At 67.6% G+C, this 15,936-nt stretch carries 15 protein-coding genes; 13 read left to right on the plus strand and 2 right to left on the minus strand.

Annotated elements, in window-relative coordinates:
• Position 1 precedes the first annotated feature (1 nt).
• From QMX79_RS07570 to QMX79_RS07590, 5 genes are read left to right on the plus strand one after another with little or no spacing between them, the layout of a single operon-like run.
• Positions 2-382 (plus strand): STAS domain-containing protein, encoded by a 381-nt coding sequence (locus QMX79_RS07570; protein WP_282245935.1) that lies wholly within the window; start codon positions 2-4, stop codon positions 380-382.
• Positions 379-780 carry an ATP-binding protein gene (locus QMX79_RS07575; RefSeq protein ID WP_282245937.1) on the plus strand — a complete coding sequence of 134 codons (402 nt, stop codon included), beginning with the start codon at positions 379-381 and terminating at the stop codon, positions 778-780. The genes QMX79_RS07570 and QMX79_RS07575 overlap by 4 nt, the downstream gene beginning before the upstream one ends.
• Positions 771-1,787: an ATP-binding protein gene (locus QMX79_RS07580; protein WP_282245939.1), complete on the plus strand. Its 1,017-nt coding sequence runs from the start codon at positions 771-773 to the stop codon at positions 1,785-1,787. Before QMX79_RS07575 ends, QMX79_RS07580 begins: the two co-directional genes overlap by 10 nt.
• On the plus strand, positions 1,784-2,647 hold the full coding sequence (locus QMX79_RS07585) for an ATP-binding protein (protein ID WP_282245941.1): 864 nt from the start codon (positions 1,784-1,786) through the stop codon (positions 2,645-2,647). The genes QMX79_RS07580 and QMX79_RS07585 overlap by 4 nt, the downstream gene beginning before the upstream one ends.
• A complete protein-coding gene (locus QMX79_RS07590) occupies positions 2,634-4,583 on the plus strand; it encodes a response regulator (RefSeq protein ID WP_282245943.1) in 1,950 nt (649 codons plus the stop codon). Before QMX79_RS07585 ends, QMX79_RS07590 begins: the two co-directional genes overlap by 14 nt.
• On the opposite strand, the gene QMX79_RS07595 is transcribed toward QMX79_RS07590, so the two are convergent.
• On the minus strand, positions 4,577-4,861 hold the full coding sequence (locus QMX79_RS07595) for a putative quinol monooxygenase (protein ID WP_282245945.1): 285 nt from the start codon (positions 4,859-4,861) through the stop codon (positions 4,577-4,579). The genes QMX79_RS07590 and QMX79_RS07595 overlap by 7 nt on opposite strands.
• Before the next feature lie 68 nt (positions 4,862-4,929).
• On the opposite strand from QMX79_RS07595, the gene QMX79_RS07600 reads away from it, so the two are divergent.
• A complete protein-coding gene (locus QMX79_RS07600; protein ID WP_282245947.1) occupies positions 4,930-6,384 on the plus strand; it encodes a SulP family inorganic anion transporter in 1,455 nt (484 codons plus the stop codon).
• Positions 6,385-6,552: 168 nt separating this feature from the next.
• Positions 6,553-9,150 carry a methyl-accepting chemotaxis protein gene (locus tag QMX79_RS07605; protein WP_282245949.1) on the plus strand — a complete coding sequence of 866 codons (2,598 nt, stop codon included), beginning with the start codon at positions 6,553-6,555 and terminating at the stop codon, positions 9,148-9,150.
• Between the two features lie 56 nt (positions 9,151-9,206).
• Here the strand turns inward: QMX79_RS07605 and QMX79_RS07610 are convergent, their stop codons facing one another.
• Positions 9,207-9,596 (minus strand): DUF2628 domain-containing protein, encoded by a 390-nt coding sequence (locus QMX79_RS07610; RefSeq protein ID WP_282245950.1) that lies wholly within the window; start codon positions 9,594-9,596, stop codon positions 9,207-9,209.
• Positions 9,597-9,806: 210 nt separating this feature from the next.
• On the opposite strand from QMX79_RS07610, the gene QMX79_RS07615 reads away from it, so the two are divergent.
• The 6 genes from QMX79_RS07615 to hemC all read left to right on the plus strand — a co-directional run bounded on the left by QMX79_RS07615 (position 9,807) and on the right by hemC (position 15,881).
• Complete coding sequence (locus QMX79_RS07615; protein WP_282245951.1) at positions 9,807-9,971, plus strand: hypothetical protein; 165 nt, start codon at positions 9,807-9,809, stop codon at positions 9,969-9,971.
• A gap of 459 nt (positions 9,972-10,430) precedes the next feature.
• Entirely contained in the window at positions 10,431-12,335 is a 1,905-nt protein-coding gene (gene mdoH / locus QMX79_RS07620) for a glucans biosynthesis glucosyltransferase MdoH (protein WP_282245952.1), read from the plus strand.
• A 52-nt stretch (positions 12,336-12,387) separates the two neighbouring features.
• Positions 12,388-13,062, plus strand: coding sequence for an alpha/beta fold hydrolase (locus QMX79_RS07625; protein ID WP_282245953.1), 675 nt, complete (start codon positions 12,388-12,390; stop codon positions 13,060-13,062).
• Between the two features lie 3 nt (positions 13,063-13,065).
• A complete protein-coding gene (locus tag QMX79_RS07630) occupies positions 13,066-14,112 on the plus strand; it encodes a histidine kinase (protein WP_282245955.1) in 1,047 nt (348 codons plus the stop codon).
• On the plus strand, positions 14,081-14,851 hold the full coding sequence (locus QMX79_RS07635) for a LytTR family DNA-binding domain-containing protein (RefSeq protein WP_282245957.1): 771 nt from the start codon (positions 14,081-14,083) through the stop codon (positions 14,849-14,851). Before QMX79_RS07630 ends, QMX79_RS07635 begins: the two co-directional genes overlap by 32 nt.
• Before the next feature lie 118 nt (positions 14,852-14,969).
• Entirely contained in the window at positions 14,970-15,881 is a 912-nt protein-coding gene (hemC, locus tag QMX79_RS07640; protein ID WP_282245959.1) for a hydroxymethylbilane synthase, read from the plus strand.
• The last annotated feature ends 55 nt before the right edge of the window (positions 15,882-15,936 follow it).

Here is a 15,936-nt window from a genome sequence, read left to right on the forward strand (position 1 = left end):
AATGGACCGCATCCCGATCCTGCAGATGGGCGATCTGCTGCTGGTGACCATCCAGGTGGACATGCATGACCAGCTTGCGCTGACCCTGCAGGACGACCTGACCGAGCGTATCCAGAAGACCTCTGCACGCGGCGTACTGATCGACATTTCCGCGCTGGATATCGTCGATTCGTTCATTGGCCGCATGATTTCCACCATCTCTTCGCTGGCCCGGATCATGGATGCCACCACGGTGGTGGTGGGCATGCAGCCTGCCGTGGCGATCACGCTGGTGGAGCTGGGCCTGACCCTGACCGGCGTGCGCACCGCGCTGAATGTCGAACGTGGCATGGACCTGCTGCGCATGGACCTGCTGCAGCAACCCGACGAAGAGGCGCCATGACGGCCGTCAGTGGATCCTTGCCGATCCGCGTCGAGCAGGACGTGGTGCTGGCCCGCCAGGCCGCCCGCCAAGCGGCCGTGGCATGTAAGATGCGGCTCATCGACCAGACCAAGCTGGTCACCGCCGCCAGCGAGCTGGCCCGCAACGCCGTGATCTATGGCGGCGGTGGCAGCATGGAATGGGAGGTGGTGGACAGCGGGCTGCGCCGCGGGCTGCGCCTGGTGTTCTCCGACAACGGCCCCGGCATCCCCGACATCGCCCAGGCCCTGACCGATGGCTGGACCTCGGGCAGCGGCATGGGGCTGGGCCTGTCCGGCTCGCGCCGGCTGGTGGACCAGTTCGAACTGGAAAGCGAGCCTGGCAAGGGCACCCGGGTTGCCATCACCAAATGGATCTGAATTTCTCTGGCCGCGTTACCCGGGTCGTGGTTGTGGAAGAGGTCTCGCAGGTAGGGCAGGCGCGTCGCGAAGCGCTGGCCATGGCCGATGGCATCGGCTTCGATGAAATGGATGCCGGCCGGGTAGCCTTGGCCGCCACCGAGCTGGCTACCAATGTGATCAAGCACGGTCGCGGCGGGCGCATGTACCTCTCGGTGGTATGTGGTCGCGGCGGCGAGGGCATCGAACTGTGCACACTCGATGCCGGGCCGGGCTTCTCGCTGGCGCAGGCGCTGCCCGATGGCTATTCCACGTGTGGAACCCAGGGCTTGGGCCTCGGCGCGATCCAGCGCCAGGCCACCGTGCTCGATGCCTGGTCCGACGACAAGGGCTGCGTGGTAGCGGCGCGCATCTACGCCAGCCGCGTTGCCCGCGACGTGGACGTGCCCTACGGTGCGCTGCGATTGGCCATGCGCCATGAAGTGGCCTGCGGCGACGCCTGGCACCTGCGTGCCGACCCCCAGTCGGTGGCTGTGACGTTGATCGATGGCTTGGGGCACGGGCTGTCGGCGGCCGATGCCGCCCAGGCCGGCGTGGCGGCCGTGGCCGCGCGCGGCGCGGCTGCACCGGCGGACGTGATCGCGGCGATGCACGCCGGCATGTCCGGTACCCGGGGCGGGGCCGCGGCGGTTGCCAGCGTGGACGTCGCCAGCGGCGCGGTCCAGTTCGCCGGCATCGGCAACATTTCGGCGGGCCTGCATGAGGCGACCACGACGCGCGGCATGGCCTCCCACCCCGGCATCGTCGGGGTCCAGTTCCGCAAGGCGCAACCATTCCATTTTCACGCGCCGGCAGGCACGCTGCTGCTCATGCACACTGATGGATTGCAGGCGCGCTGGAGCCTGCGCGACTACCCCGGCCTGTTCCATCGCCACCCGGCGCTTATAGTGGCGGTGCTGCAGCGCGATTTCGATCGTGGCCGCGACGACACCGGCATCATCGCCCTGCGGCTCGGAGACCTGCATTGAACGCGCTTCCCCCCGATCAGGAAATCGTCCAGCTGCGCACGCAGGCCGATGCGCTGCGCGCGGAGCTGGAGGAAACCAACCAGGGCGTGCTGGCCCTGTACGCCGAACTGGACCAGCAGGCCGAGCAGCTGCGCGAGGTCTCCGAGCTCAAGAGCCGCTTCCTGTCCTACATGAGCCATGAGTTCCGCACGCCGCTGGGCTCGATCCTGAGCATGACCCGGCTGCTGGAAGACGGCATGGACGGCCCGCTGACCGAGGAGCAGCGCCGCCAGGTGCGCTTCATCAGCGGCTCGGCGGCCGAGCTGCGCGAAATGGTCGACGACCTGCTGGACCTGGCCAAGATCGAAGCGGGCCGGATCACCATTTCGCCGGCCTGGTTCGACCTGATGGACCTGTTCGCGGCGCTGCGCGGCATGTTCCGGCCCCTCATCGAAGAGAACCGCGTCGACCTGGTGTTCGAAGATCCGCCGGCGTTGCCCCTGCTCTACACCGATGACAAGAAGCTGGCGCAGATCCTGCGCAACTTCATTTCCAACGCGCTCAAGTTCACGCCCAACGGCCAGGTGGTGGTGTCGGCCAAGCTGGTGGACGCGCATTCGGTGTGCTTCAGCGTGCGCGACACCGGCATCGGCATTCCGCAGGACCTGCTGCCCACCCTGTTCGAGGATTTCGTGCAGGTCGACACGCCGCTGCAGAAGCGGCTGCGCGGCACCGGCCTGGGCTTGTCGTTGTGCAAGCGCTTTGCCGAACTGCTGGGCGGCGAGGTGGGGGTGACCAGCGAACTGGGCGTTGGTTCGGAGTTCCATGTGAGGCTGCCGCTGAAGCTGGCTGCTGCGGAGACTGCTGATGCCGACGCGTGACCGGATACTGATCGTCGACGACAACGCGGCCACCCGCTATTCGGTACGCCGGGTGCTGGAACACCACGGGTTCCGCGTGGAGGAAGCCGGCACCGGCACCGATGGCCTGGTCCAGCTCAAAGAGCAGGATTTCGGTGCGCTGGTGCTGGACGTCAACCTGCCCGACATGAGTGGTTTCGATGTCGTCCGCCAGCTGCGCGAAGACCCGCGCATGCAGTTGCTGCCCGTCGTGCATGTCTCTGCCGCCTCGATCGCCACCGGCGACCTCATCACCGGCCTCAACGCCGGTGCCGACGCCTACCTGGTGCACCCGGTGGATCCGGACGTGCTGCTGGCCACGCTGCGCAGCCTGTTGCGTGCGCGTCGGGCCGAAGACGCCTTGCGCGATGCCGAAGCGCGCTTCGGCGAGATCTTCCGCCAGATCAACGCACCGATCAGCGTGCTGGATGCACAGCTGCAGGTGCACGAGGCCAACGATGCCTTCAAGCGCCTGCTGGGAGAGGATCTGGGGCCGGGCCGGATCGAGGCATTGCTGGACCACCAGTTCGGGCCGATGAGTGCGTTGAAGGTGGCGCTGGACGAAGGCGAGCGCTGGCAGGGCACCTTCGCCCTGCAGGTGCAGGGCAGCCGGCGCATGACCGAATGGCGGATGACGCCTTACAGCGCTCCTGGCCTTGGCCTGGTGCTGGTCGAAGACATCACCGAGCGCCACGTGCGCGAACTGGAGCAACGCCAGGAACTGGAAAGCGCCAACAGCGAGCTGGCGTTCCAGATCGCCGAGCGCGAGCGCACCGAAATGGAGCTGATGCAGGCCCAGAAGATGGATTCGCTGGGCCAGCTCACCGGCGGCATCGCGCACGATTTCAACAACCTGCTGACCACCATCATCTCCGGGCTGGACATGATCGAAATGGCCGCCAGCAGCGGCAAGTGGGACAAGGCCAGCCGTTACGTCGACATCGCCACGGCCTCGGCGCACCGCGCCGCGGCGCTGACCCAGCGCATGCTGGCCTTTGCCCGCAAGCAGCCGCTGGACCCGCAGACGTTCGACGTGGTCGCCCGCGTGCGCTCGCTGGAAGACATGCTGCGGCGCTCGATCGGCGAGAACATCGAACTGGAACTGGAGCTGGGCGCCGAGCCGCTGGTGGCCATGGCCGATCCCAACCAGTTCGAGAATGTCATGCTCAACCTGGTCATCAACGCGCGCGATGCGCTGGGCGGCCAGGGCCTGATCCGCATCCGCGCGGGCCGCGCGAGGATCGAGCGCGACCATGAGCTGTCGGCGGGCAACTACATCAGCGTCAAAGTGATCGACAACGGCGCCGGCATTCCGCTGGACCTGATCAACAAGGTATTCGAACCGTTCTTCACCACCAAGCCGCAGGGCGAAGGCACCGGTCTGGGCCTGTCGATGACCTACGGCTTTGCGCGCCAGTCCGGTGGCAGCGCCCGTATTGCCAGTGAGCAGGGGGAAGGTGCCGAGATCGAACTGCTGTTGCCCGAGGGCCAGCAACAGGTCGAGCTGGAGTCAGCGTCCACGGCGCAGGTGCAGGTGCAGCGCGGCCATGCCGAACGCATCCTGCTGGTGGACGACACCGACTCGGTGCGGATGATGGTGCGCGAGATGCTGGTCGAGGTCGGCTACCAGGTCGTGGAAGCAACCAACGCGCAGCAGGCGCTGCTGGAGCTGCATTCAGCGCGGGCCGTGGACCTGTTGTTGTCCGACGTCGGCCTGCCCGGCATGAACGGTCGCGACCTGGCCGATGCCGCGCGCGCGTTGCGCCCGACCTTGCCGGTGCTGTTCATCACCGGCTATACGGAAAGTGCCGCCGTGCGAAACGAGTTCCTGGGCGAGGGTATGTCGCTGCTGCCCAAACCGTTCAGCGTGCACGAGCTGCTGCATAGCGTTGGCGCGATGTTCGGCCCCCGTCAGTAACCACCCACCGGTTCGGTTTCGAAGCGTTCGCCGAAGCCGGTGATATGCGGGCGCGCCCGGGCAATGGCCTGCTGCACGCCCGGCAGCGCCAGCGAGGCGTGGTGGAGTTCAGCGGTGTCCCAGACTTCAGTGATCCAGATTGCGTCGGCATTGGCGGGATCCTTGGCCACCACGTAGCTCCGGCACCCCGGCATGGCCTGGGTGCCCTCCAGCAGGATCGCGATGACCGCGTCGCGCTCGCCGGGAGCGATGTTCATCTTTCCGATCAGACCGTACATGGTTGGGGTCCTGCTGCGCGATGGAGGGTCGATGGTATCCTGCGCGCCGTTCTGCCGCCTGGCCCCCCATGCCTGTCTCCTATCCCCCGCGCCAGCAGTGGCTTGGCAATATCCGTGGCGACCTGCTTTCGGGCACTGTGGTCGCCTTGGCGCTCATTCCTGAAGCCATTGCCTTCTCGATCATTGCCGGCGTGGACCCCAAGGTGGGCCTGTATGCGTCGTTCTGCATCGCCGTGGTCACCGCCATCGCAGGCGGCCGGCCGGGCATGATCTCGGCGGCCACCGGCGCGATGGCGCTGGTGATGGTGGACCTGGTGAAGGACCACGGCCTGCAGTACCTGCTCGCCGCGACGATCCTGGCCGGCGTGCTGCAGATCATCGCCGGCGCACTGAAGCTGGGCGCGCTGATGCGGTTCGTGTCGCGTTCGGTGATCACCGGCTTCGTCAACGCACTGGCCATCCTGATTTTCCTGGCGCAGATGCCCGAGTTGATCGGGCGCTCGTGGCAGGTGTGGGCGGTGTGTGCGGCGGGGCTGGCCATCATCTACCTGTTGCCGCGGTTGACCCGTGCGGTGCCGTCACCGCTGGTGGCCATCGTGGTGCTGACCGCGCTGTCGATCGGGCTGCACTGGGAGGTGCGTACCGTGGGCGACATGGGCGCACTGCCCGACAGCCTGCCCACGTTCCTGTTCCCGGATGTGCCGATGACGTGGGACACGCTGGCGCTGCTGCTGCCGGTCTCGGCAACCCTCGCGGTGGTGGGCCTGCTGGAGTCGATGATGACCGCGCAGATCGTCGAGGACATGACCGACACCCCGAGCCAGCGCAACCGCGAATGCGCCGGCCAGGGCCTGGCCAACATCACCGCCGGCCTGTTCGGCGGCATGGGCGGCTGCGCGATGATCGGGCAGTCGGTCATCAATGTGTCTTCCGGCGGACGTGGCCGGTTGTCCTGCCTGGTGGCAGGCGTGCTGCTGTTGCTGCTGGTGGTGTACGGGCACGAGTGGGTGCGGCAGATCCCCATGGCCGCGTTGGTGGCGGTGATGATCATGGTCAGCATCGGGACCTTCCACTGGCGTTCCTTTGCCGAGTTCCGCGTGCACCCCATGAGCTCCTCGGTGGTGATGGTGGCCACCGTGGTGGTGACCGTGGCTACCCACGACCTGGCCAAGGGCGTTCTGACCGGGGTGCTGCTGTCGGCGCTGTTCTTCGCGCGCAAGGTGGGTCGGCTGCTGGTCGTCACCGACCACACCGATGCCAACGGGGTGCGCACCTACACGGCCACCGGGCAGGTGTTCTTCGCTTCGGCGGGGCAGTTCGGCGAGAGCTTTGATTTCCAGCAGGTGCCGGCGCGGGTGCTGATCGACCTCAGCCAGGCCCACTTCTGGGACCTGAGTGCGGTTGGCGCACTGGACAGGGTCACCCGCAAACTGCGCGGGCATGGGGCGCAGGTCGAGGTGATCGGACTCAACGCCGCCAGCCAGACGTTGGTGGAGCGGCTGGGTGGCCGTCCGCCTCACTGAACCCGGTCAGGATTCAGCGCTCAACATCTCCAGCACAGGGCCGTTACCAGCGTATGACCCGACCTGCATGTGCGTTGCACCGTGCCGGACGGGCCGCAATGGACTGCGTGACGTAGTAGCGGTGCCCGCGGGCGCGCGCTGTTCTGTACTCCTGCCTGGAACACCCCCATGTCCACGTCCCGCTCGTCCGCTTCCAAGCGCCCCGGCAGCATCGCCAACCGGCTGATGCTGGGTACCGCGCTGATCGCCATGCTCTGCTTCGGCGTGACCGCCGCCCTCAGTTACCGCGAAGCCAGCCAGGCACTGCTCGAATCCTCGCGGCGGACCATGGAAAGCCAGGCCGAGGCCGAATCGCGCCGGGTCGGTGCCGACCTGGCGGCCGCGTTTTCCACCAGCCAGGCATTGGCCGACAGCCTGGTGGTGCAGCACCGCGCCGGCGGCCTGTCACGCGCGACCGCCGCACAGGTGCTGCAGCAGCAGCTGCAGTCGCACCCGGAATGGGTGGGCATGGGCACGCTGTGGGAACCGCAGGCCTTCGATGGCAGGGACGCCGACTTCGTCGATGCCGAGGCCCACGACGCCACCGGTCGCTTCATGAGCTATTGGGCCTGGCAGGACGGCGCGCCGGTGCAGGATGTACTCAAGGGCTATGACGTCCCCGGCGATGGCGACTGGTACCTGCGCCCGCGTGAGCTCAAGCGGCAGGCCGTGAGCGAGCCGTACCGTTATGAGATCGGCGGCAAGCAGGTGCTGATGACCACGCTGTCGACCCCGGTGCTCGACAACAGCCAGTTCCTGGGCGCGGTGACCGTGGACGTCGGCCTGGCTGCACTGCAGGAGCGTCTGGCGGCGTTGCGCCCGATGGAGCAGGGCCACGTCGAACTGATTTCGCCCGGCGGCATCGTGCTGGCCGCGCAGGATGCCAAGCAGATCGGCCAGCGCCGCGACGATGCCGTCACTGCGCAGGTCCTTGCAGCCGTGGCTCGTGACCAGCGTTTCGAGGCCTTCACCCCGGATGCGGCAGGCAACGTGAAGGCGTATGTGCCGCTGCGCATCGGCGGCAGCGAAGAGCGGTTCGCGCTGGGCGTGATCGTGCCGTATGCGCTGATCACCGAACAGGCGCGCTCGCTGCTGTGGATCATCCTCGGCGTTGGCCTGGGCGCGGCGCTGGTGCTCAGCGGCAGTGTCTACGTGCTGCTGCGCCGCCAGGCGATCCGCCCGCTTGCTGATGCCGTGCGGTTGTCAGCGGACGTGGCCGAAGGCCGCCTGGACACCCCGCTGCCGCCGCCGCGCGACGACGAAGTCGGGCGCCTGCTGGAGTCCATGCAGCGCATGCGCGGCCAGCTGCGCGCGGTGATGGCCGCGCAGGGCGAGATGGCGCAGCGCCATGAAGCAGGCGAACTCGGCTACCGGATGGATGCGCAGGCCTTCCCGGGCGAGTACGGGCGCATGGTGGAAGACACCAACCAGCTGGTAGGGGCGAACATTGCCGTCACCCGTCGCCTTGTCGACGTGATGCAGCGCTATGCCGTGGGCGACCTGTCGCAGGACATGGACCGCCTGCCCGGTGACCAGGCCGTGTTCACCGATGCGATGGACACCACCAAGGCCAACCTGCGCGCGATCAATACCCAGATCCGTGATTTGGCCGGTGCCGCCGCGCGCGGCGATTTCAGCCAGCGCGGCGACGGCGTGCGCTTCGACCACGACTTCCGCGCCATGGTCGAAAACCTCAACACCATGATGCAGGTGAGCGACGACAACCTGCAGCAGATCTCCGCGCTGCTGCGCGCGATCGCCGCCGGCGACCTCACCGCCCGCATGCACGGCCAGTTCCATGGCGTGTTCGCGCAGATGCGCGACGATGCCGATACCACCGTGACCCAGCTGACCGACATCGTCGGCCGTATCCAGCAGGCGACCGACAGCATCAACCTGGCGGCGGGCGAAATCGCGTCGGGCAACAGCGATCTGTCGCGCCGTACCGAACAGCAGGCCGCGAGCCTGGAGGAAACCGCCGCTTCGATGGAGGAACTGACCTCCACCGTGCGCCAGAACGCCGACCATGCCGTGCAGGCCAACCAGTTGGCGGCCGGTGCTGCCACCGTGGCCGAACAGGGCGGGCAGGTGGTGGGCCAGGTGGTGACCACCATGGCCGGGATCGAAGCCGCGTCCAAGCGCATCGCCGAGATCATCTCGGTCATTGATGGCATCGCCTTCCAGACCAACATCCTGGCGCTCAATGCCGCGGTGGAAGCGGCACGCGCCGGTGAGCAGGGCCGCGGCTTTGCGGTGGTGGCTTCGGAAGTGCGCGCGTTGGCGCAGCGCTCGGCCGGTGCGGCCAAGGAGATCAAGCAGTTGATCGACGATTCGGTGGAGCAGGTCGCCGAAGGCTCGGCGCTGGTGCAGACCGCCGGGCGCACCATGGAAGAGATCGTTACCGGCGTGCGCCGGGTCAACGACATCATGGCCGAGATTTCCGCCGCCTCGAAGGAACAGTCCGCCGGCATCGAACAGGTCAACCAGACCATCACCCAGATGGATGAAACCACCCAGCAGAATGCGGCGCTGGTGGAAGAAGCCACCGCAGCGGCGAGGGCGATGGAAGAGCAGGCCCAGCACCTGGGCACGGCGGTGGCGATCTTCCGTACGGGCGCTGCTGCGCCGGCCGTAGCGCCTGCGGCACCGCGCAAGGCCGTCGGCCCGAAACGGGCCCCGGTGCGTGCAGCGGCGGCAGCCGTCGAGACCGAATGGGAAACCTTCTGAGCAAAAAAAAGCCCGGTCAATCGACCGGGCTTTTCAGCTGATCCGAGCTGGGGTCTTTACCAGCGCATGCCCTTGAAGGGGTTCCAGCTGGTGTCGCCCTTCACCTTTTCCAGGTAGTAGTTGTAGTTGGTTGTGAGCGCGATGAACAGCGACCACGCAATGGCGATGCCACGGCCGATCGGGTCGGGCAGGAACGCCAGCACCACGCCGAGCACCAGGGTCAGGCCCAGGATGGTCAGGGCCTTGCGCCACATGCCCAGGATGAAGAGGTAGATGCAGCCGAAGAAGAGGGCAAAGAAGTTGAAGTTGACCTTGATCTTCTGCCCGAACGGCAGCGCCTTGTAGGCGGCCTTGAAGGCGGGCGAGTTCGGCGCGCCGTGGGCGTTGAAGAAGTCAAAACGGAACTGCCACTTGGGGCTGAAGGATGACGCGATGTTGGAATCCATATCCACTTTGTAATGTTGAAAACGGTTACATGATAGTCGCTGACTATCGAGTGACGCCAGTTTTCTGACGCAAGAACGTGCTTGTGCACCCCTGCGTGGGCGACGTCACACATTCGTCCACAATTTCATATAGGGTTCGCATTCCTCGCGGCATGGGAGCCGCGCGGTGTATTGGAATGGATCGAGAGTCAGACCATGTCGAGTGTTGTGATGTCCCCTGAGCGTCCTGAAGCCGGCCCGCGCATCCTGCCGTGCCCGGTTGCCACCCAGGCGCAGCATCTGCTGGCACAGCTGCAGTTTTCCCACGTCGGTTCGCGTGCGCTGGCGCGCCTGCCGCTGGAGAGCGATGTCGCCGTGGAAGCCACGCCGGCCTGAGTCGCATCGGCGTACCCGCCCGCCGCCGCCGGGCGCCCCGGCGTGATCCGGCGCGTCGCGGCCTCTGTCATCCGCCTTGAGCGTGATTGCCCTGCGCAGTTCCGGGCCGGGCACGTCTGTCCGGCGTCCGGCTGCGGGGCAGGTCCCGACGGCCTCTGCGTAGGGGGTTTGCCTACATCCTGAATAGGGAAACCCTTACGGCACAAGGCCTGCGGCCATTTGTCGCAATCTGCCCGTCCCAGGGACGGCCCGACTTTGCTGAATGGGGGGGAATGCCCCGAAAGCCCCTTCGCGCCCGGCTTACATTTGGCCCCCTATGCTGAGCCGCATTTTTCGCCTCAGTGCCGTTGGAGAGTTCGTGGGTTCCGGTAGTCACAGACATCAGCAGGGCGCCGGCCACGGCCACGCCGCTGCAGGACACAGCAGCACTGGATGGAAGCGCACGCAGGGTAGCCACGCATGAGTGTGCAGACCGTCAACGCCGTGATCGACGCCGGCCGCCCGGTGCTGCCCGTTGAAACGCCGATGGGCATGCCCGAACAGACCTTCACCGAGGGCCGCCTGCTCACCCCGCGCCAGCGCACCGCGCCGCGCATGATCGCGCTGCGCCGCTTCTATATCTTCGGCGGCACCGCGGCCATGACCGTGGCGGCCACCCACATGATGTGGAAGGTGTTGGCCACCAACGGCATCACCGTGCTGGAAGGCTGCCTGCTGGTGCTGTTCGTGGCGCTGTTTGCGTGGATCGCGCTGTCCTTCGCCGGTGCCCTGTCCGGGTTCCTGACCGCCGTGTTCGACCGCGGCTACAAGCTGGGCATCGACCCGGACCAACCGCTGCCGCAGGTGCATACCCGCACCGCGCTGCTGATGCCCACCTACAACGAAGACCCGCGCCGCCTGCTGGCCGGCCTGCAGGCCATCTATGAGTCGGTGGCCAGTACCGGACAACTGGAGCAGTTCGATTTCTTCGTGCTCAGCGACACCCGGCGCGAAGACATCGGCGCAGCCGAGGAACAGGCGTTCGCCGAGCTGTGCGATGCGGTGGGCGGGCATGAGCGGCTGTTCTACCGGCGCCGTGGCGACAACAGCGGGCGCAAGGCCGGCAACATCGCCGACTGGGTGCGCCGCTTTGGCGGCGGTTACCCGCAGATGCTGATCCTGGACGCCGACAGCCTGATGACCGGCGACACCATCGTGCGCCTGGTGGCCGGCATGGAACACAACCCGGACGTGGGCCTGATCCAGACCCTGCCGGCGGTGATCGGTGGGCGCACCCTGTTCGCGCGCATGCAGCAGTTTGGCGGGCGCGTGTACGGCCCGGTGATCGGGCGCGGCGTGGCGTGGTGGCACGGCGCGGAAAGCAATTACTGGGGCCACAATGCGGTGATCCGCACCGAAGCCTTCGCCGAGAATGCCGGCCTGCCGCCGTTGCCGGGCCGGCAGCCGTTTGGTGGCCACGTGCTGAGCCACGATTTCGTCGAAGCGGCGCTGATGCGTCGCGGTGGCTGGGCCACCCACATGGTGCCCTACCTCAAGGGCAGCTATGAAGAAGGTCCGCCGACCCTGACCGACATGCTGGTGCGCGACCGCCGCTGGTGCCAGGGCAACCTGCAGCACGCGAAGGTGGTGGGTTCGCGTGGCCTGCACTGGGTCAGCCGCATGCACATGATGATCGGCATCGGCCATTACTTCACCGCGCCGATGTGGGCGATGCTGATGCTGATCGGCATCGCCATCCCGCTGTTCCAGGGCGGCATCGATTTCAGCGAAGTGCTGCACATGTCGCCGGGCCTGTACTGGCGCCAGCAGGATGAGACCCAGGTGATCCGCATGTTCGCCATCACCATGGCGGTGCTGCTGCTGCCCAAGGTGCTGGGCTACATCGCGATGTTGATTGATCCTGCCGAGCGACGCGGCTGCGGCGGTGGCATCCGCGCGTTCGTGTCGATGCTGCTGGAAACCGTGCTGGCGGCCCTGATGGCACCGGTGGTGATGTACGTGCAGTCGCGCGGCGTGGCCGAAGTGCTGGCCGGCAAGGATTCGGGCTGGGATGCCCAGCAGCGCGACGACGGCGGCATTTCCTGGCCGGCACTGATCAAGGGCTACGGTGGCCTCAGCGTGTTCGGGTTGTTCATGGGCGTGCTGGCCTATGCGGTATCGCCGGCGCTGGCGGCCTGGATGGCACCGGTGGTGGTGGGCATGGTGCTGGCCATTCCGGTGGTCGCGTTGACCTCGGGGCGCCGTGCCGGTGACCTGCTTCATCGCCTGCGCCTGATGGAAATCCCCGAAGAAACCACCCCGCCCACCATCCTGCAGCGCGCCGCCGAACTGCGCCGCGCCGCCGCCCAGCGCGCCGGCCACTGACCGGCACTCCATCTGCCCCCATAATGGTTCCAGAACGTACTGGAGCCATCAGATGTCGCGCACGCTGGAAACCGTAGTCAACGAAACCGCCGCCAACCCGCAATGGGCCGTGCTCTGGCTGCATGGCCTGGGCGCCGATGGCCACGATTTCGCCCCGATCGTGCCTGAGCTGCTGCGTCCGCACTGGCCGGCGATCCGCTTCGTGTTTCCGCACGCCCCGGTGCAGCCGATCACCATCAACAACGGCGTGCCCATGCGCGCCTGGTATGACATCGTCAGCATGGACTTCCGTTCGCGCGCCGATGCTTCCGGTGTGGATGCCTCGGTACAGGCGCTGGATGCCCTGATCGATGCGGAGGTCGCGCGCGGCATTCCGGTCGAGCGCATCCTGCTCGCGGGTTTCTCGCAGGGCGGGGCGATCATCCTCAGCGCTGCATTGCGCTCGACCCGTGCCGTCGCCGGTCTGATCGCGCTTTCCACCTACCTGCCGGATCCGGAAGCCGCCATCAACGCCGCCATTCCGAACGGCGCCCGCCCGCCGGTGTTCATGGCCCACGGCGCGCAGGATCCGGTGATCCCGCAGGTGATCGCTGCCGACACCGCCCAGCGGCTCACGGCAGCCGGTTTCCCGCTGGAGTGGCATTCCTATTCCATGGCCCACCAGGTCTGCGCCGAAGAGCTGCAGGCGCTGGGTGACTGGCTGGACGCGCGCTTCGCCACGGCCTGAGCCATGAACGACCCGCGCCAGCAGCTGTGGTTGCCCGAGCTGTGCCGCCTGCCGCGGCTGGGCGCGATGCTTGGCCTGGCAGAGCTGGTGGTGGTGGTGGTGGCGCTGGCGCCGGATGGCAGCCGGCAATGGAGCGTTCCGGATTTCCTGTCGGCCAGCGGCCTGGCGTTGTGGCTGGCGTTGGCGGTCACGGTGAGCCTGTGCGCGGCGCGGGCGACCCTGTCGCGCCTCCCGGAAGCGTTGGGTTCGGCGGTGGCAGTGGCCATGGCCGCCCTGATCGCTGCAGCCTGCACCGGCATCGTGCACGCGCTGTATGCGGTGCTGGATGCGCGGGGTTTCGCCGGGGATGTCGGCTTCTGGCGGTTCACCCTGGGCTGCGCCACGGTCACCGCGCTGATCGTGGCGCTGGCCCTGCGCTACTTCTACGTGAGCGACCGCTGGAGCGCGCAGACCGTGGCCAACGCGCGCGCGCAGGCCGATGCGCTGCAGGCGCGGATCCGCCCGCATTTCCTGTTCAACAGCATGAACCTCATCGCCAGCCTGGTGCGGCGCGATCCGGAAGTGGCCGAGCGCGCGGTGCTGGACCTGTCCGACCTGTTCCGTGCCGCGCTGGGCGCGGGCGAGGGTGACTCCACCCTGCAGGCCGAGTGCGAACTGGCCGAAGCCTACCTGTCGATCGAATCGCTGCGGCTGGGCGAACGCCTGCAGGTGGAATGGCAACGCGAAGACGGCCTGCCATGGACCCTGCCGATGCCCCGCCTGGTGCTGCAGCCGTTGGTGGAAAACGCGGTGCTGCATGGCATCTCCCGACTGCCGGGCGGCGGCACCATCGTCATTGCGTTGACCCGCGAAGGCGCGCAACTGCACATCCGCATCCAGAACCCCGCGCCCGATCCGGACGCGCGTGCGCTGCCGCTGATGCAGGGCGCCGGGCATGCGCAGCGCAACATCGCGCACCGCCTGGCCTGGCGGTTCGGCCCGGGGGCACGGATGACGGGAGCATGGAACGACGGCTACTATGCCTGCGACATCTTCGTGCCTGTTCAGTGAGGAAGCCTGCTTGAGAGTTGTCATCGCCGACGACGAGCCGCTCGCCCGCGAGCGCCTGCGCAGCCTGCTGGCCGAACAGCCGGGGGTCGAGGTGGTGGCCGAAGCAGAGAATGGCGAGCAGGCGCTGCATGCCTGCGCCGAGCTGCAGCCGGACCTGGTGCTCTTGGATATCGCCATGCCCGGGCTGGATGGCCTGGAGGCCGCGCGCCACCTGGCCACGTTCGACCCGCGCCCGGCGGTGGTGTTCTGCACGGCCTACGACGCGCACGCGCTGTCGGCGTTCGAGGCGGCGGCGATCGATTACCTGATGAAGCCGGTGCGCAGCGAACGGCTGGTCGCCGCGCTGGAACGCGCGCGGACCTTCCTGGCCGGCCGCAACGGGCAGCCCAGCGTGCCCAGCCAGCAGGCACGCACGCTGTTGTGCGCGCGCTTGCGCGGCAGCCTGCGGCTGATCCCGATCGACGACATCCACTACCTGCAGGCCGAGGAGAAGTACGTGGTGGTGCACCACGCACGTGGCGAGGACCTCATCGAAGAATCGCTGAAGTCGCTGGAAGAGGAATTCGCCAGCCGTTTCGTGCGCATCCACCGCAACTGCCTGGTGGCCCGCCACGAACTGGTGGAGCTGCGACGAAATGGCGCAGGCCAGGTCCAGGCCGTGCTGCGCCATGGCAAGGCCCCCCTGGAGGTCAGCCGGCGCTGCGTGGCGAGTCTTAAACAGGATCTGAAACATCTGTGATGCAGTCACGACCAACGGTCGTGACCTACCGGTTGGCAATGTACCGGCGAACGGGCGAGACACCGCGGCAGGTATCGACCGTTGGTCGATACGCCTTCCGGCGGCGATAATGGGGGCCATGACCACCCTGCGCATCGCCACCCGAAAGAGCCCGCTTGCCCTGTGGCAGAGCGAACACGTTGCCGACCGTCTGCGCCTGGCCCACCCCGGGCTGGACGTGGTGCTGGTGCCGATGAGCACCCGCGGCGACGAGGTGCTGGACCGCTCGCTCGCCGCGATCGGCGGCAAGGGCCTGTTCCTCAAGGAACTGGAGCTGGCCATGCTGCGCGGCGATGCGGACTGCGCGGTGCACTCGCTCAAGGACGTACCGATGGAGCTGGACGCGCCGTTCGCGCTGCCGGCGATGCTGACCCGGCACGACCCGGCCGACGGGTTCATTTCCAACCTGTACGCCTCGGTCGACGCGCTGCCGATCGGCGCGCGCGTGGGCACCTCCTCGCTGCGCCGCCAGGCCCAGCTGCGCGCGCTGCGCCCGGACCTGGAACTGCTGGACCTGCGCGGCAACGTCAACACGCGGCTGGCCAAGCTCGACAACGGCGGCTACGACGCCATCGTGCTGGCCGTGGCCGGCCTGGAACGGCTGGGGCTGGGCGGCCGCATTGTCGCGCGGCTGGGGGCGCCGGACTGGTTGCCGGCGCCGGCGCAGGGCGCGGTCACGGTGGAATGCAACGGCGACGATGCGCGGGTGATGGCGTTGTTCGCCCCGCTCGACGATGCCCGCACGCGCGCCTGCGTGGAAGCCGAGCGCGCCATGAACCGCGCGCTGCACGGCAGCTGCCACGTGCCGGTGGCCGGCTACGCGCAGTGGGAAGGGGACAACCTGTTCCTGCAGGGCCTGGTCGGCGGCGTGGCCGACGGCCGCCTGATCCGCGCCGAAGCGCGCGGCCCGGGCAATGACCCGGATGCGCTCGGGAAAGCGGTGGCCCAGGGCCTGCTGGATGGCGGCGCCGGCGAGTTGCTTGCCGTCTGAAGCGTGCCGACCAACGGTCGGCACCTACCACGAGCGTTGCCGGTAGGTACCGACC

This window comes from Stenotrophomonas sp. PS02300, assembly GCF_029959395.1.
Taxonomy (GTDB): domain Bacteria; phylum Pseudomonadota; class Gammaproteobacteria; order Xanthomonadales; family Xanthomonadaceae; genus Stenotrophomonas; species Stenotrophomonas maltophilia_AD.